Below are 14488 nucleotides of genomic sequence, written 5' to 3' on the forward strand. Positions count from 1 at the left end.
TATGCCAGTTTCAGCCAAGCGCGGGGCATAACACATCAGGTGGTGTACAACCGTCGAGGTGAGCGAGTCATTGGGGCATACCACATCCAGCATGTGAACGGATATCACCGGCGGTTGAAGGAGTGGATGGAACGATTCCATGGAGTCGCAACCCACTACCTGAGGAATTATCTGGGCTGGCGCAGGATGCTGGAACGTTACGGCAGGGAGGTAAATACCAAGATGTGTTTGCATGAGGCGCTAGGGCACCCGATGCAACACGTAATTGGGACATAGCCTTTTGTTTGCCTGTCATTTGGATTTCCCATGATCTCGCCCTTTGCATTTGTCTGGCAAATGGCGCTTCACCCTGTCCGCGAGGGCATCAGCGGCTCTGGCCGCCGCTGACGGGGGTGAGGGTGGGGATTGGCGCTGATGCCGCCATGGCCATGGCGCGGGCTGCGCGATGCCATCCTCTGCCGCGCGGTGGTTGGTTCGTTCGGCAACCTGCGGGATACGCTATCCGGCCCCTGATGTCAGCACCGGGTTTCACCGTCGGCAGGGTGCCAGCCCTCCGGGAAAGGGGCGGGGTGGGGCAACAAGGTATTTATTAATCCCATGATGTGGCCCTTTGCATTTGTTTTTCAAATGGCCCTGGCACAAAAAAAGCCCGCGATCATCGCGGGCTTTGCACCTGGCATCGAGGATGCCGCGTCTTAGCGACGGCGCCGCCAGGCGAGCGGCAACAGGGCCAGCAGCAGGGCGCCCATGGCGCCGCCACCCCCCTTGCTCGCTTCCTTGAGCTTGAGATCGACGATGACGGGGTCGTGGTCTGAGGCGCTGAAGGGGTTGTCCGACTTGATGAGGTCGCCGGTGTAGGCGCTGCCATATTCGAACAGGTTGCTCTCGAAGGAGTTGATGTGCCAGTCGGCCACCGCCACCACCTTGTCAGCCAGCGCCGGGTTGGCGAGGGCGTAGTCCAGGGTGCCGAGCTCGGCCTCGTAGCTGTAGGAGATGGCCTTCTCCTGGTTGAACTTGACGTTCAGATCCACCAGGCCGTAACCCTTGGCCACCGTCTGGCCCATCTGCTCATAGGGCTTGTCGCCGATGTAGGTGTGGGAGGCGGAGCGGATCTGGCGCTCCCCCGCGACCGGCGCATAGTCGGTCAGCACCCGGATGGGATCCTCCTTGGCGTAGGAGTTGAAGTCCCCCACCAGCAGCACCTGGCCCGGCATCTTGCTCACCGCCTCCCCCAGCACCTTGGCGGCGCTCACCCGAAACTCGGTGCACTTGCCCTGCAGATCCGCAGGCTCCGTCTTGCCATCCCCGTTCTCATAGCAGCCCGACCCCTTGGACTTGAGGTGGTTGACCACCAGGGTCAGGGGGGCGTCGCTGCCCGCCACGGTGAAGCGCTGGACCAGGGAGTCCCGCTGACCGGCGCTCTTGGTGACGCCGCCCGTGGTGTAGCGCTGCTGGGGCAGGGGGATGACGTCGGCATCCCCGCTCGGGGTGAGCAGGGCGGGGCGGTAGATCATGGCCACCATGATGGCGTCGCCGCCAAAGAAGCGATCCTCCGTGAGCAGGGCCTTGGGCAGGGTGACGAAGGCGTAGTGCTTGCTCGCCTCCTTCTGCCTGGCGTTGAGGCTCTCCACCAGATCGTGGAGGGCGGCGTGCTCGTCAAAGCCGTTGTTCTCCATCTCCATCAGGCCGAGCAGGTCGGCGTCCATCTCGGTGATGGCGTTGACGATCTTGGCGCGCTGCAACTGGAACTCTTCCAGGCTCTTGGCGCCGCGGTTGCAGCCCTTGGCGCTGTCCGCATCCGCCTGATCCGCGCAGAGCACGTTGAGGGCGCCCCCCACGCTGGAGTGGCTGGTGAAGTAGTTGAGCACGTTGAAGCTGCCGATGCGAAGGTCAGTGCCATCCAGGCGGGCCGGGGCGCTCTGGCGGTCGTTGTCGCCGGTCCGCAGCAGATCCCCCGCGGTGATGGTCTGATCCCGGGGCACGATCAGGCGGTACTCGTTGTAGCTGTAGCCGACCATGGCCTCCAGATTGACCGGGGCATCGCCGATGCGCAGGTAACCCTGCTCCGGCTCCCAGGCGGGCAGCCAGGGGATCTTGCCGTCCCCCGCCTTGACGTCCGACTCGAGGAAGACCCGGTTGCTGGCGTTGGCCTCGGCCAGCGCCACGGCCTCGGGGCTGCTCGCCACATGGAGCTGGGTCGGCTTCATCAGCGGGCCGCCGTGAGCGAGCACCAGGTTGTTGCGCCGGGCGGCATAGTCGTAGCTGAAGTTGCGGCTTATCTTGAGGGCGCTGTCGGCGTCAAGGCGTACCCGCATCCCTTCGTGACGCTCCAGGGCTCGGGCCAGGGTTTCCCCCTCCAGTACCCGCAGCGCCGTGGCGGCCGGGGCGGCGCCCTGGGCCAGGGTCGTCAGGCGCGGCGTGCTGCCGTCAAACAGGGGCTTGAGCTGGGTGTGGCCGTAATACTCCTCGACCTTGGCCTCCAGACAGACCAGGGCGCCCGGCTGGATGTCCGGGTACTTGCTGGCGAAGTTCTTGTCGTTGAGGTAGACGAAAATGCCGTCCGACGTCTCGGGGTTGCCGTCCCCCTGCACATCCAGCAGGTAGAAGCCCTTGTTGAGGCTTTCCCCCAGACCCGAGACCACCGCCTTGACCGAGACGCTCCGGGCGCTTTCGAACTGATCGTCCGGGACGAGGGGGCTCTTGTCGCCGCTGCCCTGGATGGCGGGGATGGGGGTGAGGGCACTGTCGGCCGGGCAACTGAAGCCGGCGGCGTAGAGAGAGGTGGACGCGAGCGCGAGCCCCACGGCCAGCGACAGCAGGGTAGGTGTTCCTTTCATGGGTATTCCTTTTTTTATTTTTGCCAGTGTTTCCATAGCCTTGGCATCGTGGCCAAGGGCGCGCATTGTCACATTTCTGGCAGCTCTGACCAGTGAACCAACGCACATTATGAGGAGACAAAGGAGCCCATCTGCCATTTTTTGACGTGGCTAACAGTTTGATATTGATGATCTATTTGTCATCAGGTGGGAGCGAAAAGTGTGAGGCGACCAGCATTCACATATTTTCCTTCGAGAATAAAGATTGAGCAGTGGTCACTTGCTTCCTATACTCGAGCCGTTCCTCACGGAACCCAGGCAAAGGGCAAACCGGCAGTGATGCCGGGACGCAAAGCCTCCGATCTGTCCCATCCGGGCCAGACAGCGGGGTTACCCAGGGTGACTTGAGGGTTTGTGGCCCGTCCATGGCCTGTTGTCGCTCCCTTGTTCCCTGTTGCGATTGCGCTTTTCCCGGTATTGAAGCCAAGACAAAACAAGGAAGATAACAATATGCAACAGATCTTGAGGCCCAGCAGGCTTGCCATGCTGGTCGCCCTTGCGGCCGTCCCTGCCTGGGCGCAGGCCGCTTACCCCGCCTATCAGGCCGGCACCGCCTACAAGGCTGGCGACATCGTCAGCAACGCAGGCGCCCTCTATGAATGCAAGGAATTCCCTTATTCCGGCTGGTGCGGCGCGTCCCCCTACCACTATGAGCCCGGGGTCGGCACCGTCTGGGCCGATGCCTGGAAGCTGTATGGTGGCGAGGTGCCGCCGCCGGCCCTGGTCGTCGCCATCGGCTCCCCCGCCGTGGGTGCCAGCGTCAGCGAGGGGGCCAGTGTGGCCCTGGCGGTGACGCTGAGCGGCCCGGTCACGGCGCTCGCCCGGGTGGAATACCTCATCGACGGCGCTCTGGTGGCCACCGCCACGGCTTCTCCCTGGAGTGCCAGCTGGTCTGCCGCCGGTGCGGGCAATCACGCCCTCAAGGCCCGGGCGCTGGATAAAGACGGCAAGGTGCTGAGCGAGGCGGATTCGAGCTTCAAGGTCGCCGCCGTGGTGGCGCCAGAGGCGCCCAGGGTGAGCATCGCAAGCCCCGCCGCCGGCGCCAGGGTGACCCTGGGCCGCGCCCTCACCGTGAGCGGCAATGTCACCGACGCCAATGACGACGTCGCCAAGGTCGAGCTCTTCGTGAATGGCCAGAAGGTGGGCGAGGACACCAGCGCCCCCTGGCAGCTGAGCTGGACGCCCCAGAACAAGGGGCTGACCGGCCTCAAGCTGGTGGCGACCGACAAGACCAACCTCTCTGGCGAGTCGGCCCAGGTGGACGTGCAGGTGGAAGAAGCTGCCCTGCCCCCTACCGGCGGCAACCTCTCCTGCGACGTGCGCCAGATCTACCGCGCCGACGGCAGCGAGTGCATGGGGGATGACCACGGCCGCCGCGTCATCGGGTATTTCACCTCCTGGCGCACCGGCAAGAACGGCCTGCCCGCCTACCTGGTGAGCGACATTCCCTGGGACAAGATCACCCACATCAACTACGCCTTCGCGGCGGTGGACGAGCAGAGTCACACCATCAAGGTGGATGACGCCGCCACCAAGCTGACCTGGAACGGGGTGCCGGGCGCCGAGATGGATCCGGAGTTTGCCTACAAGGGTCACTTCAACCTGCTGTCCAAGTACAAGAAGCAGTACCCGGACGTGAAGACCCTCATCTCCGTCGGGGGCTGGGCCGATACCCGCGGCTTCTACGCCGCCACCACCAAGGGCGACTGCTCGGTCAACACCGCCGGCATCAACGCCTTTGCCGACTCGGCCGTGGGCTTCATCCGCCAGTACGGCTTCGATGGGGTGGATATCGACTACGAGTACCCCACCTCTATGAAGGATGCGGGCAACCCCAACGACTTCCCGCTCTCCAACCAGTGTCGCGGCAAGCTCTTTGCGAATTATGAAGTGCTGATGAAGACCCTGCGCAACAAGCTCGACAGCGCCGGCACCGAGGACGGTCGCAAGTACATGCTGACCATCGCCTCGCCGGCCTCGGCCTACCTGCTGCGCGGCATGGAGAACTTCCAGGTCACCCAGTACCTCGACTACGTCAACCTGATGACCTATGACTTCCACGGTGCCTGGAACCACTTCGTCGGTCACAACGCCGCCCTGTTCGACAACAAGGCGGATCCCGAGTTGTCCCAGTGGGGTGTCTACACCCAGGCCCAGTTTGGCGGCATCGGCTATCTCAACTCCGCCTGGGCGGCCCACTACTTCCGTGGTGCCCTGGCGGCGGGCAAGATCAACATAGGGGTGCCCTATTACACCCGTGGCTGGCAGGGGGTCACCGGTGGCACCCACGGTCTGGGTGGCAAGGCGGCGCTGCCGAGCCAGAGCGATTGCCAGCCGGGCACCGGTGGCAGCACCATTCCGTGCGGCAACGGGGCGGTGGGCATCGACAACATCTGGCATGACCTTGACAAGAACGGCAAGGAGATTGGCGGCGGCGCCGTGCCCATGTGGCATGCCAAGAACCTGGAGCACGCCGCCAGCCTCGGCATCACCACCTTGCCGAGCTACGGCCAGGCCTGGGGTCTGGATCCCAACAACCCGGCCCACGTGATGCAAGGCCAGTATGTGCGTTACTACGACGACAAGGCTCATGCGCCCTGGCTCTGGAACGAGCAGAAGAAGGTGTTCCTCTCCACCGAAGATGAAGAGTCCATGGGTCACAAGCTCGACTACATCGTCAAGCGGGGCCTCGGGGGCGTCATGTTCTGGGAGATGGCGGGGGACTATGACTTCGACGCCGCGAAGAACGAGTACGTGATGGGCAGCACCCTCACCAGCCTCGCCTACGAGAAGTTCAGCAAGGCCGACAAGGCGGCCCTGAAGCAGAATGATCTGCCGGCTCCGGCCGCCCAGCTCGACATCGGCGTGAGCCTCTCCGGCTTCAAGGAAGGGGACTCCAACTACCCGATCAACCCGACCCTCAAGCTCACCAACAAGTCGACCCAGACCATTCCGGGTGGCACCCGCATCGAGTTCCTGGTCCCCACCTCCACCTCAGACACCATCACCGACCAGAGCGGCATGGGGCTGAAAGTGGTGGAGAGCGGTGGCAACCAGAACTCGGACGGCATCGCCAATGAAAAGGACTTCCACAAGGTGGCTCTGACGCTGCCGGCCTGGAAAGCCTGGACGCCGGGCACCGACGTGGAAGTGGCCATGACCTACTACCTGCCGACCGCCGGCGTGCCGAGTGGCATGCGCCTGATTGCCGGCAGCCAGACCATAGGCCTGAAGTTCGACTTCCCGGCCCTGGCCGAGGCGGTGCTGGGCAGCAGTGGCGGTGGTGACGGCGGCAGCGGTGGCACCACCTGTGCCAGCCAGAACGTCAACCCGGCGGACTACAATGCCTATCCGACCTGGCCGCGCGGGGATCACGCCAATGGCAACGACCGCATGACCAACGGCAAGGCGGTGTGGCAGGCCAACTGGTGGACCAGCAGCGAGCCCAAGGCGGGCGATGGCAGCTGGAAGCTGGTATGCAACTACTGAGTTGTCCCGGCTGCTGTGCCAGCAGCGAACTCAGAGCGGGCGACGGCAGCTGGACGCTGGTGTGCAGCTACTGATGACCGTTTGAGCGGCAGGCCGGCACTTTGCATGGCCTGTTCTCTCGCAAGGCAATGACCCAATCCGGAGCCCAGGCTCCGGATTTTTTTGTGCCTTGCATCAGGAGAAGGAGGGGGAAAAGGGCAGGGGCGGTGCCATAAAAAAGACCGCTCCGAAGAGCGGCCAATTGCCACCAAGGCAATCTGCGGGGTGACCCCCTTGTCGATGTGTCGCGGCCCGGATGCCGAGTCGGGGAGATCCCCGTCCCGCCAGCCGGGCCGCGCAGCTTTATTGGGTGACGGCGCCGCCCTGCTGCTCTTTCAAGAAGCTGATCCAGGGGGAAGCGCGACCACTGACATTGCCGTTCTGGGCAGCCTGAGTGAAGGCGGAGAGCGCCTCCTTGGGCTTTTGCTGCTCAAAATAGGCGACCCCGGTCAGGAACTTCAGGTCCGCCCGCTGCTCGCCGCTGGCGTTGGCGGCAGGTTTGGCGGCGAAGGCCACCAGATCCTGGTAGCGCTTGCTCTGGATCATCATGCGCGCCATCTTGAGCTGCAGCTCGGCATTGGGGGCCAGCTTGTAGGACTTGGCCAGGGTGTCGATGGCCGGGTCCAGCTCCTTGGCCTGATGCCAGTAGTTGGCGAGCGTCTTGTAGTTGGCCGCGGTGCTCTCGATCTGCCCTTCCTTCATGGCTTTCTCCATCACGCGGGCGGCGCGGTGGGGAATGCCGGCGAAGGCGAGGTAGTTGGCGAGCCGCTGCAACTCGTTGGCTTCGGTCAGCATGCCGAGGTTGTAGGCCCCTTCCAGTGCCGCCAGGGCCTTGGCATCGTTGCCCGCCTGCATGTGCATGGCCGAGAGCTGGGTCCAGTACTTCTTCTTCTCCGGGTAGCGGTCCACCAGGACGGTCAGCACCTCGGTGGCCGGCTTGTACTGTTTCAGCTCGTAGTGGGCCGCCATCTTCAGCAGGTACCAGGACTCCGGCGCCTTGCCCGCGGAGAGCTTGATCGCGTTGTCCACTGCCGGAATGGCTTCCCGGTACTGCTTGAGCTGCACATGGGCGTTGGCCAGGGTGATGTAGGCGTGCGGGGTCGGCTTCTCGTCCTTGCCGAGGTTTGCGAACCACTCCTTCATGGTGTTGATGGAACCCTTGAAGTTCCCCTCCGCCATGTAGAGCTGGGCTAGGTTGTAGCGCACCTGCTGGGCCACCGGGGGCGGCAGGCCGCCGGTGGCGATGGCGTCGGCGAAGTACTTGGTCGCCTGACCGTACTTCTCCTGCTGCGCCGCCACGAAGCCCAGGGTCTGCAAAATGACCCCCTTGTCGTAGACCCGCTCGCCGGCGCCGGACAGCGCCTCCTGCAGCTTGGCATTGGCCTCGCCGTATTTCTTCTCGGTGATCAACGCCTGGGCCTTGTTGACCGCGCGGTAGGCGCGGTCAGACAGGGCGGGTTGTTCGGCGGCCCAGGTGGCGGTGCTGAGCAGCACCGCCATGGCCACCGGGGCGAGGATCAGGGTATGTAACTTTTTCATCGCCACCCTCCTTAGTTGGTCGCAAACTCGATCTCTTGCTGCATGCGACTGGCCTGCGGCTTGCCGTCCACCATGGCCGGCTTGAAGGTCCACTTGGCGATGGTCTGGCGTGCCGCCTTGCCGAGGTCATAGCTGCGGGGCTCTTCCTTGACGATGCGGATGTTGCTCACGGTACCGCGCTCGGTGACGGTGAACTCCACCAGTACCTTGCCGGACGCGAGACCGGCCAGGGCCGCCTTGCGGGGCATCATGGGCTCGAAGGTCGCCATCGGGATGGCGCCGTTGTTGCCACCCATGCCGCCACCACCGCCACCGGTGCTGTAGGCACCCAGGGCGTTGCCGCCACCGATGTTGACCGGGATGTCGAGTTTGGGCATGTCCATGGGGGAGCTCTCCATCTGCGGCCTGTCCGTGCTCGCCACCTCCATCTCGGGCGGGGGCGGCGGGCGGTTCGGGGGCGGCGGCTTGGGCAGTTCCCGTTGTTTCTCTTGCAGGGTCTCCTGAGGCTTGAGGCGGATGAAGTCGGTCATGGTGACGTCCTCCCGCTCCGTCAGCTCCCGGTGATCCGGCGTGATGAGCTTGTTCATTCCCAGGAACAGGAAGAACACCACCACGCAGGAGACCGCCAACGATATCAGGTATCTCATAGGGCTCGCTCCGGCATCAGCTGCTCTTGCTCGCCGCGATGGAGATGTTCTGGACACCGGCCATGCGGATCTGGTCCATGACCTGCACCACCAGCCCGGAACGGGACTCGGTATCGGCCTGAATCACCACGGCGCTCTCCGGGTTCTCCGCCCGCAGCCGCTCGATGTTGGCGCGCACGGCACCCACTTCGACGACCCGTTTGTCGACCCAGACCTGACCGTTCTCGCGGACCGCGACCATGATGTTCCCCTTCTTCACCGTCTCGGCCGTGCTGGCGCTCGGGCGGTTGATCTCCACGCCGGACTCCTTGACGAACGAGGTGGTGACGATGAAGAAGATCAGCATGATGAACACGATGTCCAGCATGGGGGTCAAATCGATGGCCGCCTCGTCAGCACCGCTGTCGCTGTGACGTTTTCTCATGGCAAAAAACTCCTTGCTTGTTCTGTGCCCCGGCGGGCATGGCCCGGCCGGGGATGTGCATCCTGCATCAGCCGTGTTTCAGGTTGTCTTCCAGCTTCTGCACCGCCAACTTGGCCTTGTGATCGAGCTGGTTGACAAAAAACAGGCCGGAAAGGGCGGCAATCATGCCCGCCATGGTCGGTACCGTCGCCTTGGAGATCCCCGAGGCCATCGCCCGCGGTGAGCCGGTGCCGGTGATGGCCAGGGTGTCGAACACCTGTACCATGCCCACCACGGTCCCGAGCAGCCCCATCAGCGGGCAGAGGGCGATCAGCACCTTGATGACCGGCATCCCCTTGTCCACCGCCATGGCAACCCTGGAGACCAGCTCGCGGCGGATCTGCCTGGCGGACCAGGAGAGGTGATCGGTGCGGGCCAGCCAGGCCGCCTTGGTTTGCTTCACCTGTTTGGGGTAGACCGCCATGAAGTAGAACCAGCGCTCCAGCAGCAGGGCCCACATCATCAGGGTCAGGAAGAACAGGGCGACCAGCACGTCGCCCCCCAATCCCAGAAACCGGCGGACCGACTCGACTTCTTCAATCAACCAGAACCACATGGGTGACTCCTTAGGCTGCGGCTTTGGCGGCGTGCAGACGTTCCTGGTAGCGGGCGACGAAACCGGCGCTCTGCTCTTCCAGCACCTGGATCAGACGACGGCTCTGGGTCTGCACGATGGTGTAGAGGAACAGCATGGGCACGGCCACGACCAGACCCTGCATGGTGGTCACCAGGGCCTCGGAGATACCGCCCGCCATCAGCTTGGGATCGCCGGTACCGAACAGGGTGATGGCCTGGAAGGTGGCAATCATCCCGACCACTGTCCCCAGCAGACCCAGCAGCGGGGCGACGGAGGCGATCAGCTTGATGATGCTGATGCCCTTCTCGAACTTGGGCACGTTGCGCAGGATGATCTCGTCGAGCTTGGATTCCAGATCCTCGATGTTGTCGCCACGATGGCTCTGGTAGGCCCCCAGCATCTCGCCGATGGGATTGCCCTTGATGATCTGATCGGATTTGAGCTGCTTGCGCATGGATCCGCCGATGAGGGAGAGGCGAGCGCCGCAGAACAGTGCCAGCAGGGTACCGAGCACGCCGAGTACCATGATGACGTAGCCCACTTCACCCCCTTGATCGATGCGCTCCTTCAGGGTCGGCGACTGCACCAGCAGGGAGAGGATCACGCCGCGGGACGGATCGACGAAGATGGGTTCGACGCTGCCGCCACCTTGTTCAAAGTCGGCGATGGGTTCCAGCACTCCTTTGTCGGGTTGGCGGGGCAGCTGTTCGAACTTGCCGGTCTCCGGCACGAAGGTGAGGTACTTGCCTTCGGAGACGGTGTTGAACTCGCCGATCTGGGTCACGGTCTTCTGGGCCTGGTTGCCTTCGCCATAGACCACGGTGGCCGGGATCTGGCTCACCTTGCCACCGTCGACCATGCGGCTGAGGGTGGTGGTCCAGAAGGCGGTCAGGTCATCGCTGGAGGGCAGCTCCTTGCTCTCGGCCAGGCGGGTCAGCAGGGCGGTCTGCTCCGGATGCTCGACCCGGCGGGCAGAGGCGTTGAAGATCCCCTTGAACTCGCCGGCGAACTGGCGCAGCACGCCAAACATCTCGCCCATGTTGCCGGAGCGCTGGCGCAGGGTTTCGGTCAGCTCGGTGAGCTGCTTGTCGTTGGCATCGAAGGTGGCCTTGAGCTTTTCGCCCCTGGCGACTTCGGCGGCGAGATCCGCCTTGGCCTTGGCGAGCAGGGCCCCTTGTTCGTTCTTGTCAGCCAGGAAGCGGGCTTCCCGCTCCTTGTTGAGCTGGGATTCGCTGGTGCTGGCGGCCTTGACCTGATTGAGCAGGGCGTTGAGATCCACCGGCTTCTCGGCGGCGGTCACCGGCAGGGTGACCAGGGTAGCGCCCGCGATCAGCGAGGCGATGGCAAGTTTGATTCCTTTCATGATGCTTTCTCCGCAGTTTGAACCGGCAGCTTGATGAGGGCGGGGGGCGCCTGCTTCTTCGCGATGCGAAGGCCTTGTTCAACCGCACTGCGATACTCCTGGGGCAGTACTTCCCACTGGCGGGTCTTCTTGTTCCACATGCCGGTCTCGTTGCCATCCGGGGACTGGTAGAGCAGGGCGATGCGCCCGACCCGCAGGAACTCGTAGGTCTTCTCGTCCCCATCCTTGTCCAGGCTCGCCTTGTAGGCTTCGATGGTGCGGCTGAAGCCCTCCTCGATCTGGTAGGCCTCGAGGATCTTGCGGTACTTCTCGGAGATGGTGACGTCGGCCCGGTTCATGAGATCGGTCAGGGCCGCCACGCGGTCCTCACGCTCCACCTTCTGGAACGGCAGGTCCAGGGAGACGAACTGCTCGAGGGAGTCGATCATCTTGAGCATCAGGGGCACCACTTCGGTGCTGGTCTGGTCGATCTGGGCGATCTGCTTTTGCATGGAGGCGAGTTCGGCGCTCTGGGAGTCGACCATCTTGCCCACTTGCTCGTTGTAGGTGCGCAGGCTGTCGGCCTGGCGCAGGGCGGCCTTGTACTGGGCCAGGGCAGACTCGGCAGACTCGGCGTAGCTGTCGATCTTCTGCTGGGAAACTTTGGATGCATTGTCGGTGGCGGCTTGAGCGTCCACGGCCTGGCTGGCAGAGGCGGCACTCAGATTGAAGCTGGTCAGCAAGGCAGCCGAAATCAGGCTGCCGAGGAGCGCTTTCTTCATTGTAGTTGTCCTTGTTTTCATAGGATTACCCTATCTCCGTAACTTCCTTGGGACCTTGGGCAAAGCCGGCCCGAACGGGCCGGCTTGTGGTTTGCTGGTGGATTAGAACTTCTGGCTGTAGTCGAGGTAGTAGATGCGACCGTCGATGCTGTAGAGCTCGTCGTCATAGGTGAAGCCATCGCTCTCGAGGGACGGGCCCACGTTGAACATGTTCTTCACGCCGACCTGGATCTTGCCGTTCCAGGGCGCTTCCACGCCGACGTTCAGGTTCCAGGTGGTCTGGGACGCGATGTGGCCCACTTCCTCACCGGTATCGGCGATGTAATCCTGGCTCTGGGAGTCGATGTAGTTCGCGCTCAGGTAGGTATCCATGTTCCACCATTGGGGAACGTTGACACCCACACCGGAGCTGAAGCGCATCTGGGGCAGACCGTTCTGGCCGATCTTGTCGATGATGGGACCACCGGCGTACAGACCTTCCTTGTATTTCAGGATGTAGGTACCGCCCAGGTCATAACGCACGGTGGCGTAGTTCAGGTCGTAGGTGTAATCCACCTTCAGGTCGAGGCCGGAGGTCTCGAGGGTCCCCAGGTTGACCATGGGTGCGATGGCGTTGCTGATCTTGCCCTGGCTGTTGCGGGTGATGCTGCTGGAGCTGCCGCTGTTCAGTTCGTCATAGATGAGAGACTGCAGGGAGTTCAGCTGGATCACGTCCTCGATCTTGATGGTGTAGTAGTCCAGGGAGAGGTTCAGGTCATCCACCGGGCTGTAGGCCACCCCGAAGTTCCAGGTGTCCGCGGTCTCTTCCTTCAGATCCTCGTTGGAGGTACGGGTGGTGTCGTACTGGCGGTTCGGGCAGTCAGCCGCGGAGATGCCGTTGGCCTCGCAGTAGACGTAATCCTTCGCCCAGTCGGCAGAGAAGGAGTCAGCCGAGTAGAGATCGCTCAGGCTGGGGGCGCGGAACGAACGGGACCAGGAGGTGCGCAGCATCAGGTTGTCCAGCGGCTGGTAACGCAGGCTCGCCTTGGGGGAGAAGGCGCTGCCGAAGTCGCTGTACTTGTCGAAGCGACCGGCCACGTTCAGCTCGATCTGCTCGGTGATGGGCACCAGGGACTCGATGTAGGCGGCAGTCACGTCACGCACGCCACCGGAGGAGTTGCCGGAGGAGCCGATGATGTTGCCGGCTTCGGACTGGGCGTCGTATTTGTCGGCATAGACCCAGTCGTTGTACTCGGCACCGGCGTACCAGCTGACCGGACCGGCCGGCAGTTCACCCATGTCCCACTGGACACCGGCGTACCACTGGTAGAAGTCCATGGTGGAGCGGCGGCTGGTGTCGGCGGCCATGGAGGCCGTGGTGGAGGCGTCGAACTCGCCACCGACGAACTTGCCGTCGGCGACCGCCTGCTGGGCGGCGGACTTCAGCACGTAACCGGTGCCGTTCTCCTTGTTGTCGGTCTTGGAGTACATGTAGCCGGCGTTCCACTGCATGTCGCCGACGCTTTCGGTGGCGATGGTGCCTTCGAAGCCGAGGTTCATGCTGCCGGTGGTGTCGGTGACATAGTTGTCACGGGGACCGACGTTGCTGAAGCGGTAGTAGGCGTAGGCAGCCTCACCCAGACCCTGGGTGGCGGCGGCATCCAGGCCGTTGTCGGCGAAGAACTGGGCGTTCTTCGGGTTGGCCGGGTCAATGGTGAAGGCACCGGCGGCCGGGGCGAAGCGGCCAAAACTCTCGACTCGGGAGCCGATGATCTGCGGCACGAAGTCCACATTGTCGTTGATGTGGTAGCGACCGTTCACGTACAGGGTGTCACGGCTGCGGGAGGCCGTGGTGGCCGCGACCTGGCCGTAGTTGAAGTTACAGCCGCCCTCGAACCCGACGAAGGGCTCCTTGCATGAACCGTCGGCATTGGTGGCGCCGGCCAGGGGGCCGTATTTCCAGATGGGGTCGCCGTTGGCGTCAAGACCCGTGATCCCTTCCACGTTGCGGCCGTAGGGGCTGGGGGAGTCGTTGCCCTGTTTGGAGAGATAGTCACGATCCCGGGCGTAGATGACGTCCTTCTTGTCGTGCTCGTAGACCGCCATCAGGGAGCCCTTCTCGCCGGCCACCCCTGCCACGATGGAGCCGCTCTTCTCGTCGCCGCCCTCTTCGCTCGGGGAGCCGATGCGGCCCTGGAAGTCCAGCCCTTCGTAGCCCTCTTTGAGCACCACGTTGATCACGCCACCGATGGCGTCGGAACCATAGATGGCGGAGCCGCCGTCCAGGTTGACCTCGACCCGCTCAACGGCGGCCATGGGGATGGTGTTGAGGTTGATGGAGGTGCCGCCCATGGTGGGGGAACCCGCTACCCGCTTGCCGTTCAGCAGAACCAGGGTACGCTCGGAACCCAGGCCGCGCAGGCCGACGGTGGATTGGGACTGGAAGGAGCTGCCGGAGGCAGGGGAGACGCCGCCAAAGGAGTTGTAGGAGGCTTGCTTGAGGTAATCGGCGACGGTCTGCTGACCGGATTGCTCGATTTTCGCCTTGGTCACGGAGACGACCGGGGTGGCGCCTTCCACATCGACCCGGGAGATCCGCGAGCCGGTGACCTTGATTTTTTGCAGTTTTTCTACGTTCTGGCCCTCTTCGGCCAGGACAGGGGTGGCCACAACTGCCGCGCTCGCCAAGGCAAACGCTACGGCAGCAGAGAGTCTGCTTTTCCTAAGCATCGCTAGTATCCTTCCTGATTGTTTA

Annotated in this window: 9 protein-coding genes, 1 pseudogene and 1 riboswitch; of the genes and pseudogenes, 2 read left to right on the forward strand and 8 right to left on the reverse strand. The window is 63.4% G+C overall.

Annotated elements, in window-relative coordinates; genetic code table 11:
- Window positions 1-276 (forward strand): annotated as a pseudogene (locus tag AB5Y68_RS10075) (IS1595 family transposase); the annotation flags it as partial.
- 419 nt (window positions 277-695) lie between these two features.
- Here AB5Y68_RS10075 and AB5Y68_RS10080 read toward each other — a convergent pair.
- Window positions 696-2837 carry an ExeM/NucH family extracellular endonuclease gene (locus tag AB5Y68_RS10080; RefSeq protein WP_039040358.1) on the reverse strand — a complete coding sequence of 714 codons (2142 nt, stop codon included), beginning with the start codon at window positions 2835-2837 and terminating at the stop codon, window positions 696-698.
- Between the two features lie 293 nt (window positions 2838-3130).
- A riboswitch (cyclic di-GMP riboswitch) is annotated at window positions 3131-3214 on the forward strand.
- Window positions 3215-3359: 145 nt separating this feature from the next.
- Here AB5Y68_RS10080 and AB5Y68_RS10085 point away from each other — a divergent pair.
- On the forward strand, window positions 3360-6365 hold the full coding sequence (locus AB5Y68_RS10085) for a glycosyl hydrolase family 18 protein (protein WP_368207148.1): 3006 nt from the start codon (window positions 3360-3362) through the stop codon (window positions 6363-6365).
- A gap of 342 nt (window positions 6366-6707) precedes the next feature.
- Here the strand turns inward: AB5Y68_RS10085 and AB5Y68_RS10090 are convergent, their stop codons facing one another.
- The 7 genes from AB5Y68_RS10090 to AB5Y68_RS10120 form a co-directional block, all read right to left on the reverse strand.
- Window positions 6708-7943, reverse strand: a complete 1236-nt coding sequence (locus AB5Y68_RS10090; RefSeq protein WP_039040357.1) for a lipopolysaccharide assembly protein LapB — start codon at window positions 7941-7943, stop codon at window positions 6708-6710.
- 11 nt (window positions 7944-7954) lie between these two features.
- Window positions 7955-8590, reverse strand: a complete 636-nt coding sequence (locus tag AB5Y68_RS10095) for an energy transducer TonB (protein ID WP_039040356.1) — start codon at window positions 8588-8590, stop codon at window positions 7955-7957.
- A 16-nt stretch (window positions 8591-8606) separates the two neighbouring features.
- The gene (locus AB5Y68_RS10100; protein WP_005327075.1) at window positions 8607-9014 is read right to left on the reverse strand and encodes a biopolymer transporter ExbD; all 408 of its coding nucleotides are present in this window, start codon (window positions 9012-9014) and stop codon (window positions 8607-8609) included.
- A gap of 67 nt (window positions 9015-9081) precedes the next feature.
- A complete protein-coding gene (locus tag AB5Y68_RS10105; protein ID WP_039040355.1) occupies window positions 9082-9609 on the reverse strand; it encodes a MotA/TolQ/ExbB proton channel family protein in 528 nt (175 codons plus the stop codon).
- Window positions 9610-9619: 10 nt separating this feature from the next.
- Complete coding sequence (locus tag AB5Y68_RS10110; protein ID WP_039040354.1) at window positions 9620-10993, reverse strand: MotA/TolQ/ExbB proton channel family protein; 1374 nt, start codon at window positions 10991-10993, stop codon at window positions 9620-9622.
- Window positions 10990-11754 carry a DUF3450 domain-containing protein gene (locus AB5Y68_RS10115; RefSeq protein WP_039040353.1) on the reverse strand — a complete coding sequence of 255 codons (765 nt, stop codon included), beginning with the start codon at window positions 11752-11754 and terminating at the stop codon, window positions 10990-10992. The genes AB5Y68_RS10110 and AB5Y68_RS10115 overlap by 4 nt, the downstream gene beginning before the upstream one ends.
- Window positions 11755-11856: 102 nt before the next feature.
- Complete coding sequence (locus AB5Y68_RS10120; protein WP_039040352.1) at window positions 11857-14463, reverse strand: TonB-dependent siderophore receptor; 2607 nt, start codon at window positions 14461-14463, stop codon at window positions 11857-11859.
- Between the last annotated feature and the right edge of the window lie 25 nt (window positions 14464-14488).

Origin of the sequence: Aeromonas sp. R6-1 (assembly GCF_040908165.1) — a bacterium.
Classification (GTDB): Bacteria; Pseudomonadota; Gammaproteobacteria; order Enterobacterales; family Aeromonadaceae; genus Aeromonas; species Aeromonas caviae.

What these genes read in the sequence shown, in the direction of transcription:
- AB5Y68_RS10095 (WP_039040356.1), bottom strand. Translation starts at nt 8,590, where the DNA reads ATGAGATACCTGATATCGTTGGCGGTCTCCTGCGTGGTGGTGTTCTTC.
- AB5Y68_RS10105 (WP_039040355.1), bottom strand. Translation starts at nt 9,609, where the DNA reads ATGTGGTTCTGGTTGATTGAAGAAGTCGAGTCGGTCCGCCGGTTTCTG.
- AB5Y68_RS10115 (WP_039040353.1), bottom strand. Translation starts at nt 11,754, where the DNA reads ATGAAGAAAGCGCTCCTCGGCAGCCTGATTTCGGCTGCCTTGCTGACC.
- AB5Y68_RS10090 (WP_039040357.1), bottom strand. Translation starts at nt 7,943, where the DNA reads ATGAAAAAGTTACATACCCTGATCCTCGCCCCGGTGGCCATGGCGGTG.
- AB5Y68_RS10100 (WP_005327075.1), bottom strand. Translation starts at nt 9,014, where the DNA reads ATGAGAAAACGTCACAGCGACAGCGGTGCTGACGAGGCGGCCATCGAT.
- AB5Y68_RS10085 (WP_368207148.1), top strand. Translation starts at nt 3,360, where the DNA reads ATGCTGGTCGCCCTTGCGGCCGTCCCTGCCTGGGCGCAGGCCGCTTAC.
- AB5Y68_RS10120 (WP_039040352.1), bottom strand. Translation starts at nt 14,463, where the DNA reads ATGCTTAGGAAAAGCAGACTCTCTGCTGCCGTAGCGTTTGCCTTGGCG.
- AB5Y68_RS10110 (WP_039040354.1), bottom strand. Translation starts at nt 10,993, where the DNA reads ATGAAAGGAATCAAACTTGCCATCGCCTCGCTGATCGCGGGCGCTACC.
- AB5Y68_RS10080 (WP_039040358.1), bottom strand. Translation starts at nt 2,837, where the DNA reads ATGAAAGGAACACCTACCCTGCTGTCGCTGGCCGTGGGGCTCGCGCTC.